12 protein-coding genes and 3 pseudogenes are annotated in these 15,229 nt (G+C 69.1%); 10 read left to right on the forward strand and 5 right to left on the reverse strand.

Annotation, left to right across the window (positions count from 1 at the left end):
* Positions 1-121: 121 nt before the first annotated feature.
* The 4 genes and pseudogenes from ACYVMZ_RS02170 to ACYVMZ_RS02185 all read left to right on the forward strand — a co-directional run bounded on the left by ACYVMZ_RS02170 (position 122) and on the right by ACYVMZ_RS02185 (position 2,176).
* Positions 122-700: a sigma-70 family RNA polymerase sigma factor gene (locus tag ACYVMZ_RS02170; protein ID WP_461076295.1), complete on the forward strand. Its 579-nt coding sequence runs from the start codon at positions 122-124 to the stop codon at positions 698-700.
* Positions 643-1,287: pseudogene (locus tag ACYVMZ_RS02175) on the forward strand (IS3 family transposase); the annotation flags it as partial. The gene ACYVMZ_RS02170 and the pseudogene ACYVMZ_RS02175, both read left to right, overlap by 58 nt.
* A 357-nt stretch (positions 1,288-1,644) precedes the next feature.
* Positions 1,645-1,794, forward strand: a pseudogene (locus ACYVMZ_RS02180) (thioredoxin-disulfide reductase); the annotation flags it as partial.
* Between the two features lie 16 nt (positions 1,795-1,810).
* A complete protein-coding gene (locus tag ACYVMZ_RS02185) occupies positions 1,811-2,176 on the forward strand; it encodes a thioredoxin family protein (protein WP_461074810.1) in 366 nt (121 codons plus the stop codon).
* Between the two features lie 176 nt (positions 2,177-2,352).
* On the opposite strand, the gene ACYVMZ_RS02190 is transcribed toward ACYVMZ_RS02185, so the two are convergent.
* Together ACYVMZ_RS02190 and ACYVMZ_RS02195 are read right to left on the reverse strand one after the other, a co-directional pair.
* Positions 2,353-3,000, reverse strand: a complete 648-nt coding sequence (locus tag ACYVMZ_RS02190; protein WP_461074812.1) for a response regulator — start codon at positions 2,998-3,000, stop codon at positions 2,353-2,355.
* Entirely contained in the window at positions 2,997-4,220 is a 1,224-nt protein-coding gene (locus ACYVMZ_RS02195) for a sensor histidine kinase (protein ID WP_461074814.1), read from the reverse strand. Before ACYVMZ_RS02195 ends, ACYVMZ_RS02190 begins: the two co-directional genes overlap by 4 nt.
* A gap of 178 nt (positions 4,221-4,398) precedes the next feature.
* On the opposite strand from ACYVMZ_RS02195, the gene lgt reads away from it, so the two are divergent.
* The 4 genes and pseudogenes from lgt to ACYVMZ_RS02215 all read left to right on the forward strand — a co-directional run bounded on the left by lgt (position 4,399) and on the right by ACYVMZ_RS02215 (position 8,297).
* Entirely contained in the window at positions 4,399-5,238 is an 840-nt protein-coding gene (lgt, locus tag ACYVMZ_RS02200) for a prolipoprotein diacylglyceryl transferase (protein WP_461074816.1), read from the forward strand.
* Between the two features lie 102 nt (positions 5,239-5,340).
* Positions 5,341-5,718, forward strand: a complete 378-nt coding sequence (locus ACYVMZ_RS02205; RefSeq protein WP_461074818.1) for a DUF6069 family protein — start codon at positions 5,341-5,343, stop codon at positions 5,716-5,718.
* A 152-nt stretch (positions 5,719-5,870) separates the two neighbouring features.
* A pseudogene (locus ACYVMZ_RS02210) lies at positions 5,871-6,569 on the forward strand (siderophore-interacting protein).
* Between the two features lie 978 nt (positions 6,570-7,547).
* Positions 7,548-8,297, forward strand: coding sequence for a dienelactone hydrolase family protein (locus ACYVMZ_RS02215; RefSeq protein WP_461074820.1), 750 nt, complete (start codon positions 7,548-7,550; stop codon positions 8,295-8,297).
* Positions 8,298-8,715: 418 nt separating this feature from the next.
* On the opposite strand, the gene ACYVMZ_RS02220 is transcribed toward ACYVMZ_RS02215, so the two are convergent.
* The 3 genes from ACYVMZ_RS02220 to ACYVMZ_RS02230 form a co-directional block, all read right to left on the reverse strand.
* Entirely contained in the window at positions 8,716-11,916 is a 3,201-nt protein-coding gene (locus ACYVMZ_RS02220; protein WP_461074822.1) for a glycosyl hydrolase family 95 catalytic domain-containing protein, read from the reverse strand.
* Positions 11,917-12,353: 437 nt separating this feature from the next.
* A complete protein-coding gene (locus ACYVMZ_RS02225) occupies positions 12,354-12,755 on the reverse strand; it encodes a zinc-binding dehydrogenase (protein ID WP_461074824.1) in 402 nt (133 codons plus the stop codon).
* Complete coding sequence (locus ACYVMZ_RS02230; protein WP_461074826.1) at positions 12,706-13,548, reverse strand: TetR/AcrR family transcriptional regulator; 843 nt, start codon at positions 13,546-13,548, stop codon at positions 12,706-12,708. The genes ACYVMZ_RS02225 and ACYVMZ_RS02230 overlap by 50 nt, the downstream gene beginning before the upstream one ends.
* Here ACYVMZ_RS02230 and ACYVMZ_RS02235 point away from each other — a divergent pair.
* Entirely contained in the window at positions 13,547-14,392 is an 846-nt protein-coding gene (locus ACYVMZ_RS02235) for an NADP-dependent oxidoreductase (RefSeq protein WP_461074828.1), read from the forward strand. The genes ACYVMZ_RS02230 and ACYVMZ_RS02235 overlap by 2 nt on opposite strands.
* Before the next feature lie 131 nt (positions 14,393-14,523).
* A complete protein-coding gene (locus ACYVMZ_RS02240) occupies positions 14,524-15,198 on the forward strand; it encodes an SDR family NAD(P)-dependent oxidoreductase (protein ID WP_461074830.1) in 675 nt (224 codons plus the stop codon).
* The last annotated feature ends 31 nt before the right edge of the window (positions 15,199-15,229 follow it).

Here is a 15,229-nt window from a genome sequence, read left to right on the forward strand (position 1 = left end):
GCTCAGCCGGGCCGGGACGGGAATCCACCGCGGCTCCCCGTTCCGGCACCGGCCACGGACTTCCCTAGCCCAGCCCCCGGATGCCGATGATCCGGCATCATGACCTTCATGGCGGACCAAGCTGCGCAAGAAGTACACGGGCCAGGGCCTGGAGGACGAGGATCTGCTTCACCACGGGGTGCTCGGCCTGATGCACGCGATCTGCAAGTTCGACCCGGCCCGGGGCTTCAAGCTCTCGACCTACGCCTACCACTGGATCCGTCAGGCGATGACACGCGCGATAGCGGACTTCGGCAGCGCCATCCGCATTCCGGTGCACCTGCATGAAGAGATGCACAAGGTGGCAGCGGCCGAAGCCAAGCTGCATGCGCTGGGCCGTGCGGCCACCAAGGAGGCTGTCGCCGTTGCCACGGGTCTCACGGTGACCCGTGTGACAGAGATCCGTGGTATCAGCAGGGTGACCGCCTCTCTCGACCGTGAACTGTTCGAGGGCGCCAACCTCGGCGACGCCCTCTCCTACGACCTGCCTTCTCTGGGGCCCGAAGACCTGCTTCACCCCCAGTGGTCGCGGGAGGACATCGAACAAAGGCTGCTGAGCAAGCTCGACGCCAAGTCGGCGGACATCCTGCGGCGGCGCAGCGGCCGCTCGTCCGCGAGCTGGCCGCCGCCGCTGCCCCTTACCGGGTGCCGGTGGCGGTGACGTGTCGGGTGCTCGGGCTGGCCCGCCAGCCCTACTACCGGTGGCTGACCAGGCCGGTCACCGATGCCGAGATGGCCGAGGCGTACCGGGCCAACGCTCTGTTCGACGCGCACCGCGACGATCCCGAGTTCGGGCACCGCTTCCTGCTCGACGAGGCCCGCGCCGCCGGTGAGGCGATGGCCGAGCGGACCGCCTGGCGGATCTGCCGGGACAATGGCTGGTGGAGTGCCTTCGGCAAGCGAAGGGGCTGCGGCAAGAACGCCAAAGCCGGACCACCGGTCCACGACGACCTGGTGCGGCGGAACTTCACCGCCGACGGGCCGAACCGGTTGTGGCTCACGGACATCACCGAGCACGCGACGGGCGAGGGCAAGCTGTACCTGTGCGCCGTCAAGGACGCCTTCTCGGGCCGCATTGTGGGCTACTCCATCGACGCCCGGATGCAGTCCCGCCTCGCCGTGGCCGCGCTGGAGTCCGCCGTTGCCCGCCGCGGCCAGGTGGCCGGGTGCGTAGTGCATTCGGACCGCGGCTCGCAGTTCCGGTCCCGGAAGTTCGTCTCCGCGCTCGTCCGTCACGGAATGACCGGCTGTCACCCGATCATGCAGCAGTCCCAGGACCCACTTCCACGACCTCAAGCACTTCTACACCACCACGCTCGGCGGCTCCGGCAAGCACGACCCGAAGACCGTGCAAGCACTCTCCCGGCATGCCAAATTCTCTGAGACCTGGGATACCTACGCCCACCCACCCCTCGCTGTGGAGGAGGTCACGGTCACCGTGTTCGGGACCGCGTTCTCACACATCGACACACCGGCGGGCGCACTGCGAAATGGGCAACCGTTGTTGCTCGGGCGTCCGACGTATCCTGAAGCCGCAGACCGACGGGAAGGTCGGCTCGCGTAAGCGCTGTCCGGGCGATGGCTCAGCGGCTCCGTTTCCGGCGGTACAAGCAGGGCGGTCGATCCGACGACCGGTACCGTCAGGCCATCACCGCGGCCGGCTCTGGCTGTGCGGCTGCCCTGGACGCCGAGCGCTATCTCGCCGCCCTGAGCGACATCGACACCGCGGGCGAACCGGCCGTAGCCGCCGTCTGACGCCCGGAGACACATCATGGCTCTCAAGAACGTCACCGACGACTTCTTCGAGCAGGACGTCGTCGCCAGCGAAAAGCCGGTCCTGGTGGACTTCTGGGCTGCCTGGTGCGGCCCCTGCCGACAGCTCGCCCCCTCGCTGGAGGCGATCGCCGCCGAGCACGGCGACAAGATCAACATCGTCAAGCTCAACATCGCCAAGAACCCGGCCCTGCCCTGGCCGTACGCCACCATCCTGGCTCAACGGGACGCTCCTGGACCGGTGCAACTCCTGTGTCCAACAGACCGGCGACGACGAGCGGTTCGTCGCCGTGCTTGTCCTGAGTGTTGGTGGGATACCGAGGCGCAGGAAGTCAACTGGGGTAATTCCGTGACCAGTCGGTGAAGACAGTATCGTCACCATACGGCCGCTGGTCTCCGGCATTCTGCTCGGTCTCGCCAGCCCGGCTGCCGAGCCCACGATTGTGGGGTGCTTCGTGTTCCCGGGCGGCGCGACGCCGCGACCTCCTCGGCCTCTCTCCCACCGGACTGCCCCAGGCCCCTGTGCCTTCAGCAAGGCCTTCAGTCCATGCGGATGATTCCCCTGCCCAGTGCGGCGGTGACGGCGGCGGTCCGGTCGCGGACGTCGAGCTTGGCGTAGATGTGCAGCAGATGGGTCTTGACAGTGGCCTCCGACAGGCGCAGGGCGCGGGCGATCTGTTTGTTGCTCTGCCCCCGGGCCACGGCGGACAGGACTTCGAGCTCCCTGCCGGACAAGCCGTCGCCCCGGTCGCCGCGCATATGGGCGAGGACCTTGGCGGCCACTGTGGGCGACAGTGCCGCGCCTCCCCGAGCCGCGGTCCGAACGGCCTCGCAGAGCTCGTGTCGTCCGGTGTCCTTGAGCAGGTAGCCGACTGCGCCGGCGTCGACGGCGGCAGTGATGTCGGCGTCCGTGTCGTAGGTGGTCAGGACGAGTACCCGCACCTCGGGGTGGGCGGCACGGATGGCGGCGGTCGCGGTCGTGCCGTCCATGCCGGGCATCTGCAGGTCCATCAGCACGACGTCGGGTGCGAGTGAGGCGGTCTGGCGCAGTGCCTCGGCGCCGGTGGCGGCTTCGCCGACGACCGTGAAATCGGGCTGGGTGGAGAGCATGGCGGCAAGCCCGTCACGGACCACGGGGTGGTCGTCGGCGAGGAGGACTCTGATCGTGGGAACGGCCGACGTCCTCATGACGCCGGGGCCATCCGTTCGGTGCCCGACACGGCTGAGGGGCCGGAGGCGGAAGGCTCGACCGGGAGTGGCACCGTGACGGCGACGGTCGTACCCTCGCCGGGGGAGCTTTCGACCGCGAACGTGCCGTACAAAGCGGCAATGCGCTCCCGCATGGTGATCAGGCCAACGCCCGTATGCCGGGCAACGGGTGCGAACCCGGTGCCGTCGTCCTGGATGTCGATCGCCAGGACGTCGCCGAGGTACGACAGCGTGACCGAGACACTCATCGCGCGGGCGTGCCGCCGGGCGTTGGTCAGTGCCTCCTGCACGACCCGCAGCAACTCGCCCTCGGTACTGGGAGGCAGGGCGGCCGGGCGGCCGGTCACAACCGTGTAGGCCTCGGTGCCGGTCTCCTCCGCGAGCCGGGCGGTGAGTTCACGGACCGCCTCTGCCAGGTGCGTGCGGTCCAGTGGCGCCGGGCGAAGAGCGTGCACAAGGCGGCGGCTCTCTGCGAGGTTGTCCCGGGCCGTGCGCATGGCATGCTCGACGCGGCGGGCCGCAGCGGAGTCGAGTGGCAGGTCGTCGCGTGCGGCGTCCAGCAGCATGGCGATGGAGGCGAACCCCTGGGTGAGCGTGTCGTGGACCTCGCGGGCCAGGCGCTGGCGTTCGGCCAGGGTGCCCGCCTGGCGTTCCGCTGCCGCGCGTTCGGCCTGGGTGGCAGTGAGCTCGTCGAGGAGCCGCTGCCGCTTGTGACTCTCGTGATCGAGGGTCACGACGTAGCAGGTGATCGTGACCGCCACGGCGGTACCAAGTACGCATCCCGTGAGCGCCCGCACGTCGACGGAGCCGTCCGTGGTGAGGCTCTGCCACGACCAGCCGGCGCCCAGCACCAGCACCCCGCCGGCCGACCACCAGGCCCGCCGCAGCCAGTACGGGCTCAGCACCGCCACGGCGACCGGGAGGAACGCGGGGTCCACCGTGGCCATGACCGCCCACCCGGACAAGGCCCCGACGAGGTAAGGCAGCGGCGGGCGGTCGGCGCCACCGCGCAGCGCGATCCAGTACGCATACCAAAGGGCGAGCCCCACTGCCGGGCCGATCCGCGACAGCGCGGCGCCGGTCGTCATGTTCGCCCCGGCCAGCGCACCCGGCACGGACAGGGCGAGCACGGTGACGAAGAAGGCGTGCTGCCCCATGGTCTTCCACCGCTGCCGGTCCCACGCCTGTTGCAGTGCCATGGCCTACAGAGTAGGTGCAGCCGCTTAGCGGCAGAATCAGCCGACCAGCGGGGCGGGTCCACCGATCGGTGGACGAAGGGCGCGTCGATCGGTCGATGTGCGGGAGGGGCGCGGGCGGCGACGATCGGCCCCGCAGCCGACGGCCTGCTCTTCCACCGCCCCTTGTGAGGAACTACCCGTGACCCTGGCCTTAATTCCCAGCCCGTCCGTCGGTGAGGTCCACCTGGGGCCGCTGCCGCTGCGCGGTTACTCACTCATGCTGATCCTCGGCATCGCAGCCGCCGTGTGGCTGGGTGGCCGTCGATGGGCCGCACGCGGCGGAGAGAAGACCGTCGTGACGGACGTCGCTCTGTGGGCGGTCCCCTTCGGCGTGGTCGGCGCCCGCCTCTACCACGTGATCACCTCCAGCGAGCCGTACTTCGGCAAGGGTGGTGATCCGGCCAGCGCCCTGTTCATCTGGGACGGCGGTATCGGTATCTGGGGCGCCATCGCCGGCGGTGCCGTCGGCGCCTGGATCGGCTGCCGCCGTAGCGGCGTTCCGCTGTCCGCGTACGCCGACGCCGTCGCTCCCGGCATCGCACTGGGGCAGGCCCTCGGCCGCTGGGGCAACTGGTTCAACCAGGAGCTCTACGGGCGGGCCACCGCCCTCCCCTGGGCCCTGGAGATCGACCCCGCGCACCGGCCTGAGGACACCCCGAACCTGGCCACTTATCACCCGGCGTTCCTGTACGAGTCGTTGTGGTGTCTCGGCGTGGTCGCCCTGGTCCTGTGGGCGGATCGCCGTTTCCGTCTCGACCGGGGGCGGGCGTTCGCGCTGTACGCCGCTGCGTACGCCGCAGGTCGCTTCTGGATCGAGTACCTGCGGGTGGACGAGGCCCACCACATCCTCGGCCTGCGCCTGAACAACTGGACCGCGCTGCTGGTTTTCGCCGTTGCCGTCCACTACCTCGTGGCTACGACACGGCGCGCAGCCGGCAGGCGTGACGGCGTCGACGCGGCCGTCTCTTTCAACAAGTGAATGCCACCAGTAGCCCCAAGAACTGACCAATGTCCCTCGCATCCGTTTGGAGTTGCCATGTCCCGTGTCTCTGAGACGCTCCCCTCACGTCGGGGTCCGATCATGGTGGCGGGAGGTGTGTTCGTCGCCTTCCTGCTGTCCTCTCTGGTGAACGCGTTGATCGCCGTACTGGCGCACGCGCTCGGTGCACCGAACGACTTCCGCCCGTTGGAGCCCTCGTCGTACGTCTTTCTGACCGCGCTAGGAGTGCTGGGAGGATCCGTCGGGTGGACCCTCGTCCGCAGGTTCTCCCCCGATCCCGAACGGCTGCTCCGCCGACTCGTCCCGTCGGTCGTCGTGTTGTCCTTCGTGCCGGACTTTTTCCTGTTCGGCGAGGGCGAGGTGACCGGTGTGGTGGCGCTGCTCCTGATGCACGTCGCGGTCGCGGTGATCGCAGTGCCGACGTACTACAGGGTCATGCCACTGAGCTCGGTTCGGTGACCAGGCGCCAGTCCGGCACCTGGGCCCCGCTGGTCGGGCTCAGGCGCTCCGTGAACTCGGGAACCTGTACGTCCCTCGCTTGTCCCGGCGTCCACCTGACGCCAACTCAGTTCCCTCATCGCCTTGTTGCCACTATCCCCCTGGAGCCCGCCATGCCCGCCCTGCTGGACCCCGTCCTCGACCTGCTGATGCTGCGCGGCACCGTCACGGCCACCGAGCCGGTCGCCGCGCGTATGCGCCGGCTACGCATCGAGGGCGACTCGCTCGCCGGGCTGAGGGTCAAGCCCGGCCAGCAGGTGCGGGTGCTGGTGCTGGTGCTGGTGCTGGTGGGCAGCGAGCTGACCCGGCGTACGTACTCGGTGTGGCGCTAGGAATTCGCGGGCCTTGTCGAGCTGTGCGTGCTGGATCATCCGGGCGCGGGACCTGGTGGGGACGGACCGCCGAGGTGGGAGACCAGGTGCGGCTGAGCAGGCCGGAGGGATCCTTCGTGCTGCGCCCCGACGCCACCAACCATTTCTTCGCCGGGGACGAGACCGCTGCCATCGCCTTCGGGGCGATGCTGGCCGCGCTCCCTGAGAACGCGCGGTCTCGGGCTGCGTGGAGACGGCGATGGAGGCCGACCGGCTGCCGCTGGACCACGGCGACCGCCTGGACTGGCTGGTCAGGGGCTATACACCGCTGCCTGCTGCCGTACGACGGCTCGCTCCCCCGCCCGGCGGCATCGCCTATGTCGCAGGGGAAGCACGGACGGTGCAAGCGGTGAAACAGGTGCTCGTGCGGACGCAGGCTGGGACCGGCGATCGGTCCTCACCAAGCCGTTCTGGGCGCCGGGCAAGCGCGGGCTGGCGTGACGACAGGAGCATACGCGGAGGCCGGTGTCGACCAGTGGCGGCACCACACCGTCCGGCTGGCGCAGAGCGCGGCCATCGGTCAGGTCCCCCGCGAACGGGTGAGCCGCGATCACGGCGACGACGCAGGTCGTGCGCACAACGCTCCCGTCCGACGGCGGAGGTCGCTTGACGCGCCGCCGGTTCGGACTGGTGATCGTCTGCCGGCCCGTGGACTGGCCTCGGCGGCTATCGGCTGCGAGGCATCGACGGACCGTGGGCACTGACGCTCCATCAGTCATGCGTGCTCGGCGGCCGCCGAATCCGGCCCGCAGCCCGCGAGATGGCGTTCCGCCAAGAACAACGGTGTTTGCCGCCAGGTGGTGTAGGCGATCAACTGGGCAAGGTCGCCTCCATCACGAAGCGGTCACGAGGCCGGACACAACCGTCTGCGAGGTCACCCCTCGGGTTGCACTACTCGACGGGGCCCCGTACCGACATTCCGCTCCGGGTGGTACTGCGTACCACCGCGTCCGCGTCATTGCTGTCCTGGGTACCAGCCATTCGCGGTCCGCGAGCTGACTCGACGTCTGGTCAACCCTCGCTTGTCGCAGGACCCGCCGCCCTACCGCCCGATGGCCGACCTGCGTGGCCCGTCGGCCCTGCGGATCACCGTGGACGGCGTCCGCCCGGCCTGACCCGACCCCAGGCGGCACACGTGAGTGAGGCCCGGTGCTGCGCCTCGTCCGACGTGATCGACGCGGAGCGACCGCGGCTGCCTGCCCGCGCAACGGGGACCCAGTGCCCTTCACGGTTGCCCGGGGAAAGAGCAACGACTGTGTCACCACCGCCCAGGTAAGAACCCCAGTCCTGGACTCTTCACAGGGCTGTGGTGCGCCTGGGAGTGGATCCACCATGACTCGGCACAGTTCCTTCCCTTGCCACGAGACCCATCGGCCTCACCCACACCACACCACCCCATGTCGTCTTCCGGAGGATGCCGTGCCAGATCCCGTTTCCGTCTCCCTGACCCACCTCAGCGCCCCGGTCGGCGGTTCCAAGCGGCTGACCGGGCATCTCGTCCGGCCGGACGGACCTGGCCCATGGCCCGGAGTCGTGGTCGCGCACGAGGTCATGGGTGCCAATGACGAGATGCTCCGACAGGCGCGGCGGCTCGCAAGCGCCGGATATCTGACCCTGATGCCCGACCTGTACACGGACGGAGGCGCACGCCGCTGCCTGATACCCACCATGCGGGCCGCGCTGTCCGGCCACGGCCGCGCCTACCAGGACATCGCCGCCGCGAGAACCTACCTCGTCGATGACCCCGACTGCACCGGCGCGGTCGGGATCATCGGCTTCTGCATGGGCGGGTCCTTCGCCCTTATGGCGGCAGGCAGCGGCATCTTCGACGCCGCGTCCGCCAACTACGGCCGGCTCCCCAAGGACATGGACCAGGCCCTGGCCGGCGCCTGTCCCATCGTCGCCAGCTACGGGGGCCGCGATCGACAGCTCAAGGGAGCGGCGGCGAAGCTCGACTCCGCCCTCGACAGGCTCGGCGTCGTACACGACGTGAAGGAGTACCCACAGGCAGGGCACGCCTTCCTCAACGACGAACAATTCGGCCCGCGCCTGTTGCACCCGCTGTACCGTGTCGCCGGGCTCGGACCTGTCCCAGAAGCCTCTGTTGACGCATGGCTACGCATTGAGGCCTTCTTCGACTCCCACCTCAAGCACACAACCAAGGCCTGAAACCACCTCAGGATCCCCAACCCCGCAGTTCATTAGCGAGATCGTCCACGGGGTCATCAGTCGGTGGCAGACCATGGCTGGTTCGCCGTGGCCGAGGTCGGCAACGACGGCTCTCTGCAACCGCACACCGCGTGACGCCGCGCAGGAACCCGGTCGGCGGCTCGTTCGGTCAACCCGACGAACGTCAGATTCGTCCGACCCGGCCGCTCTGTGGCGGTTGCTTCACGGCATCCTGCTGGCTGATTCCGACCTTGCCAGCAACGAGGTTCCGCACGATTGCCGGACGCGACGTGTCTTGTACCGGTCGGCAGGACGCGGTCGCGAAACCGGCCGTGCCGACGACGGCAACGGCGCGGGACGATCAAGGATCGGTGTTCGCCGTCATGGCCCCGCGGCCGCCGCGGCCGCTTTGCCGCCTTCAGGACTTGACCGGCTTCACCTTCCTGTCGGCGCCGTTCACCCGCACGGTGATGTTCCCCTGGTTACGTGCCCGGTCGGCCACGATCTTGTAGGACGTGACCTTCCCGTCCCGCCATTCACAGCTGACCTCGTAGCCGCCGCGGGCGCGCAGTCCGGTGAAGGAACCCCTGGCTTTCCAGGCGTCGGGCAGGGCGGGCAGCAGGTGGATGACGTCGTCGTGGCTCTGCAGGAGCATCTCCGCCACGGCGCCCGTGATGCCGAAGTTGCCGTCCATCTGGAAGGGCGGGTGGTTGCAGAACAGGTTGGGCAGCGTGTTGTAGGTCAGCAGTCCGCGCAGCATGATCTGGGCGCGTTGCCCGTCACCGAGGCGGGCGAAGAGGGCCGCCCGCCAGGGCCAGGTCCATGAGCGGCGGCTGTCACCCGACACCGTCGCGGCCGTGAACGGAACACCTTCCTTCTCGCCGCACCGTGCCTTGAGCGAGACGAGGGCGGCGGCCGCGAAGTCGGGTGTCTTCGGGGTGATCTGGCGGCCCGGGTAGACCGCGAAGAGGTGTGAGGTGTGGCGGTGGATGTCGGTGGGGCTGTCGATGTCCTCCTGCCATTCCTGCAGCTGCCCCCACCGGCCGATCTTGTTCGGCGCGAGGCGCGCCTGCATGTCCGCGACCCTGGCACGGTAGGCGGGATCGGCCTCGAGCGCCGCCTCGCAGTCGAGGTAGTTCTGGAACAGGTCCCAGATGATCTGCTGGTCGTACATGACGCCGTCCTCGCGCGGCCCGTGCTCGGGGGACCAGCCGTTCGGCGCGACGAGGAGTCCGTCCTCGCGCTCCTTGAGGTGGTCCTCCCAGAACTCGCAGATCTCCTTGATCATCGGGTAGGCGACGGTACGGAGGTACTTCATGTCCTGGGTGAACGCCCAGTGTTCGTAGAGGTGTTGTGCGTACCAGGCGCTCGCGACGGTGTTCCACTCCCACGCGTTGCCGCCGAAGATGCTCTGGCTGGTGCGGGCGGTCCAGCCGCGTGTGTCCTTTCCGAAGGCGTTGCGGGTCGCCACTCGGCTGGGCACCGCCACCTGCCTGATGAACTCGATGAGTGCTTCGTGGCACTCCGGCAGGTTCGTCGTCTCGGCTCCCCAGTAGTTCATCTGGATGTTGATGTTGGTGTGGTAGTCGGAGGCCCAGGCCGGTGAGTTGCTGTCGTTCCACAGGCCCTGGAGGTTGGCGGGCAGGCCGTTCGGGCGCGAGGAACTGATCAGCAGGTATCGGCCGTAATCGAACATCGCCTGTTCGAAGGTCGGGTCCTCTCCGCCCGACGCGTAACGTGCGAGCCGGGCGTTGGTGGGCAGGGCGACGACGGCGTCGTCGGAGGTGCCCCAGTCGACGGAGACGCGGTTCATGAGAGCACGTGTCTCGGCGGTGTGCTCCTCGCGCAGTTCCTTGTAGGACCGGGCGGCCGCCTTGTCGAGTGTCCTGGTGATGATCGGTTCGGGATCGGTTCCGCGCCATCCGGCGGCGGCGTCGAGCTTGTAGTCGGTGCGGGCGTCGAGCAGCAGGGTCAGGTTTGTGCAGCCGCTGAACCGGAGGGCCGGTCCGTCGGCGCGGAGGTTGCCGTCGGTGTGCACGACCTGGACGGTGCACGCGTGCTTGAGGCCGTTACCCATGACTCCGCGGAAGGCGATCCGCCGGGCGGCGGCGTCTACGGTCGTCGGAGCCCCTTGCTGTCCGGACGTCAAGGAGATCGCTCCGGACAGTCCCCGGTCGCTGTCCGAGGTGTATCGGAAGACCATGACGTCCGCGGACCGGCTGGCGAACGCCTCCCTGAGGACGCGCCGCCCCGGCGCGCCGAACCGGGTGACATGGATACCGTCGAAGAAGTCCAGGGCGCGCTGGTAGTCGACGAACGTGCGCAGTGTGCGCGTGTCGAACCCCCTGCCTTCCAGGGCGACTTCGGCGATCTGGAAGCCGGTGGACGACTCGCCGGGGGTGAACGTGAGCCGGTAGGTGCGATAGGCGGTGCTGTTGGTGATCCGGAACGCCCGGGTCTCGCCGCGGTTGGCGAAGGGCGCGCCGGGGTTCTGCGTGTCGAGGGTCACCCAGGCTCGCCCGTCCTGCGACGCCTCGAGCGTCCATCGCCGTGGGTCGTCCTGCGGACGGTCCGGGGCCGCCGTCAGCGTGTACGAGGTGACGGCGACCGGGCGGGGCAGGTCGGCCTGCCAGACGACCGCGGGGGCGGCGTCGTCGACCCGCCAGACCGTGGCGGGATCGCGGTCCACCGAACACGAGACGTCCATGGCCTGGGCCCCGGCCCCGGCACCCGATCCCTCGGAGTGCCCGCTCGGCGACGACAGGTACAGCGCGGCGCCGCCGAGGTCGACGCCGGACAGACCGATCTCGCCCACCTGGAAGTGGCTGACCCCTGCCTTGGGGATGAAGTCGAACCGGTAGAAGCGGTACGACCCGCTGGTGGCGCAGGTGAACTCCTTCGTCTGGAAACGGCTCTCGAAGGGCGCCGCCAAAGTACGGCTGTCCAGCGTTGTCCAGTCGGCGCCGTCGGCGGAACCGGACAGCGTCCACTCCTGCGGGTCGCGCTGGGGCACATCGTTGGCACTCGTCAGCCGGTAGGAGGCGACCGCGACGGGCTCGGGGAGCTCGACCTGCCACTGCACCCTCGAACCGGGCCCGCCGATGCACCACTTGGTGCTCGCGTTCCCGTCGTACGACTTCTCCACGCCCTCCGACGACGAGGTGCGGTATGGCCCCCCGGGGGCCGTGACCTTCGCACGGTCGGCAAAGGTCACGACGACGTCGCCGAAGTTCCGGTACGAGCCGAAGCCGGTCATGCTGGTGTCGAACGCGCTGTCGGGCTTGCCCGCGAGCGCGTTGTCGTAGTCGTTGACCCCGCCCCACAGACTCTGCTCGTTGAACTGGATGCGCTCCTGGTCAGGGTCGGCGAAGAGCATGGCGCCGAGACGGCCGTTGCCGATCGGCAGGGCCTGCGACTGCCAGTCCAGGGCGGGCACCGAGTACTTCAGCGCCTTGCGCGACAGGGTCGGCCACCGGACGGCCGCCGATGCGGTGGAAGTGGCGGCGAAGGCCGGCCCCGCAGGGGTGCCGCCGGCCAGCTGAGTGATCAAGGGTGCGAGGGCGAGGGCGCCGCCCAGTTTCAGGACGCTTCTTCGCTGCGGGTGGGATGCATGGGTCACGGCAAGATCTCCCAGCCATGGGCGTTCGACACGAGAGGAAGGGCAACCTCTTCGAGTCCTCCGAGGGGCACGTCATCTTTGCCGCGGTATAGATCGGATGTCTAGAGGGGCTGCAGCACCAACTCGTGTGACTTCCACCGGCAACTCGACAGACCACTCTGGGGTGATGAGAACGAACTTCCCGCATGTCGACTGCGCCCGGAAGCAGCAGAGGACAGCGAGGAGCTTCGCAATACATCGGATGTCAGCCACCTTGACTGACCGTGCCGATGAACGTCAGGCGAGCTCGCGCCCCCCGGGGTTCCCGGTCGCTCAGGTCAAGTTGACGGTCATGGCCGGGGCCGGAGTACCCGCCCCGGCCGGCACAGCCGGGGAAATCTGGGTGCGCGAGCCCCACCCTCAAAGAACGACTCGTTGACGAGGTGAGCAGGGCCGACTCACTGAGTTGGGTCGACTACGCGCTTGCCTCGGGCGTGGCCGGTCTCGACCGCGCGGTGGGCGTCCTGGACGGCACTCAGCGGGTAGACCTGCTCGACCACCGGGCGCAGTTCGCCGCGGTCCACATACCCGGCCAGGGTCTCCATGTCGTCGCGCCCCACCTTCTCGGACATGAAACGCATCCGGGGGCCGGGCAGCAGCACGGAGAGCAGGGCGAACGGCAGGCCCTTCATGGTCATGGTGACGGCTCGGCCTCCTCTGCGCACCATCCGGTGGTACTGACGCGCGGAGCCTCCGTGGCAGTCCACGAGCGCGTCGAACTCCGCTGCCAGGGCGCCGGGACGTGGCCCTTCAGTCCTTCCTCCCTGGTTCCGGCGAGGCGGAGCACGCCTGACTGGCACGGAGCATGGCCTTATAGAGGGCGCGGGGCTCGGGCGGGTCGGGCAGGGGGCCGCGGGCGGGGGCCTCGAAGGACTGGAGCATCAGAGCGACGACGCGTTTCCAGGCGTCGGGAGCGGCGTCGCCAGTGGCGTTGACGACGCCGGCAGTGGCCATGTGCACCAGCACCAGGTCCTCGGGGCTGAAGTCCTCACGCAGGCGTCCTGCGGCCTTGGCGCGGCCGATGAGCTGGACAACGGCCTCGTACGCCTGGTCTCGGCGCTCCTCCAGAGCCTTGGCTGTGGGGAAGGTCATGGTCATTACGTCGGCGAAGCCGTAATCGGCGGCCTGCATCGCGCAGGCGGTTTCGATGAACCCCGCGAGACCGCGCCAGGGATCGGGGTCGTCGAGGGCGACGCCGACTGCGTCGACGTAGGCGTCCATACGGTCGGCGAAGACCGCGGCGACCAGTTCCTCCTTTGTCGGGAATCGGCGGAACAGAGTGGCGATGCCGACCCCCGCCTCGCGGGCCACGGAAGCCATGGAGGCATTCAGGCCGTCACGCCTGAACACCGTGCGCGCGGCGGCGACGATCCGCGCACGGTTGCGCTCGGCATCGCTGCGCAGAGGCTGTGCGGCAGGGTCATCGCTGGATCGGGCGCCAAGGTTCATGACGCTCAGTCTACCGAATCGGAATGCCCTATCCACTTTCAGTGCTATCGTGGACACCGCGAAACCGGAGAGGCCTTTCCGGATCACGAATCGGATAGCTCTTTCCAATTCGAGCAATACCCATGTCGAGGAGTTGATGATCATGCGCGCTGTGACATCGGCACAGGTACCCGGCAGCCCCGAGGTGACCGAGGTGGAGGTGCCCCGCCCCGAGGCCGGTGAGGTGCTGGTGAAGGTGGCCGCGTCCTCGGTGAACGGCTTCGACCTGGGCACGGTGGCCGGATACCTGCAGGGCATGATGGAGCACCGCTTCCCACTGATCCCCGGCAAGGACTTCGCCGGCACCGTCGAGGCGGTCGGTGAGGGTGTCGAGGGTTTCGCGGTCGGCGACGCCGTGTTCGGCGTGGTCACCAAGGCGCACGTGGGCACCGGTTCGATGGCGCAGTACGTCGCTGTTCCCGCTGCCATCGGCATCGCCCACCGGCCCGACGGGGTCTTGGTGCGTGACGCCGGCGCGCTCGGGCCGGCGGGCACCGCCGCCTTCGACGGTCTCGCCCTGCTCGGCCCGCTGGAGGGCAGGACGGTGCTGATCTCCGGTGCCACCGGCGGCGTGGGTGCCATCGCCGTACAGCTGGCCGCTGCCCGGGGCGCGAGGGTGATCGCCACGGCCAAGTCGGGTTCCGAGAGCGGCTTCGTCTCGGCGCTGACCGACGCCGAGGTGACCGTCATCGACTACACCCAGGACATGACCGCGCAGGTCCGGGCGATCGCCCCCGACAGCGTGGACGCGGTGCTGCACCTCGCCGGCGACCTGGCCGAGCTCACCGCGCTCACCCGCGACGGCGGCGCCGTCGCCTCCGCCCTCACCGTCCCCGAGGCCTCGGAGGACCGCAAGCTGCACACCGCCATGATCCAGTCCAACCCGACGCCGACACCCTGTCCACCCTCGCCGGGCAGGTCACCTCCGGCGCCCTCAAGGTGTCGGTGAACTCCGAGTTCGACCTCGAGCGTGCCCCGAGGCATTCGCCGCGTTCGGCGCCGGCACCGTCGGCAAGATCGCCATCACCGTCGCCTGACCAGTCCGTATCCCAGACGCTTCCCCCACGAAAGGACTTCACCATGCCCAGCATCGCCATCGTCGGAGCCGGCCCCGGAATGGGCCTCGCCATCGCCCGCACCTTCGGCTCGCGCGGCTACGACGTCGCTCTCATCGCCCGCAACCGCGCCAAGCTCGACGACCTCGTCGGCCGGCTCACCGCCGAGGACATCACCGCCGCCGCGTTCCCGGCGGACGTGCGCGACCACGACGCGCTGACCCAGGCCCTCAAGGACGCCGCGACCCGCTTCGGCGGCATCGACGTCCTGGAGCACTCCCCCGCTCCGAGCATCGCCTCCGTGAACCTCACCTCCCCGTCCCAGACCAGCCCGTCCGATGTACAGGGATGGATCGACTTCCTGCTCTACAGCGCCATCACCGCCACCCAGGCCGTCCTGCCCGCGATGCGTGAGGCCGGCGCAGGCACCCTGCTCTTCACCAACGGCGCCGGCTCGGTCGACCCCATCCCGATGCTCGGCAACGTCAACCCCGCCCAGGCGGCGCTGCGCAACTGGGTGCTCAACCTGCACAAGGAGCTGGCCGGCACCGGTATCCAGGCCGCGCACGTCGCCATCGGCGTGTGGATCGGCGCGGGCGGCCCTCCCGAAATCCCGACCGCCGAGGCCGAGGACATCGCCCCTCTCTACTGGGACCTGCACACCCAGCGCGACGAAGCCGAGCGCGTCTTCACCGTCTGACGCCTCCCGGCGCTCCCCCGTTGAATCCTGA

This window comes from Streptomyces deserti, assembly GCF_054782695.1.

Excerpts from the sequence above, each read along its gene's own strand:
- ACYVMZ_RS02185 (WP_461074810.1), top strand. The coding sequence starts at position 1,811 with ATGGCTCTCAAGAACGTCACCGACGACTTCTTCGAGCAGGACGTCGTC.
- ACYVMZ_RS02190 (WP_461074812.1), bottom strand. The coding sequence starts at position 3,000 with ATGAGGACGTCGGCCGTTCCCACGATCAGAGTCCTCCTCGCCGACGAC.
- ACYVMZ_RS02195 (WP_461074814.1), bottom strand. The coding sequence starts at position 4,220 with ATGGCACTGCAACAGGCGTGGGACCGGCAGCGGTGGAAGACCATGGGG.
- ACYVMZ_RS02205 (WP_461074818.1), top strand. The coding sequence starts at position 5,341 with ATGGTGGCGGGAGGTGTGTTCGTCGCCTTCCTGCTGTCCTCTCTGGTG.
- ACYVMZ_RS02235 (WP_461074828.1), top strand. The coding sequence starts at position 13,547 with ATGCGCGCTGTGACATCGGCACAGGTACCCGGCAGCCCCGAGGTGACC.
- ACYVMZ_RS02230 (WP_461074826.1), bottom strand. The coding sequence starts at position 13,548 with ATGATCATCAACTCCTCGACATGGGTATTGCTCGAATTGGAAAGAGCT.
- ACYVMZ_RS02240 (WP_461074830.1), top strand. The coding sequence starts at position 14,524 with ATGCCCAGCATCGCCATCGTCGGAGCCGGCCCCGGAATGGGCCTCGCC.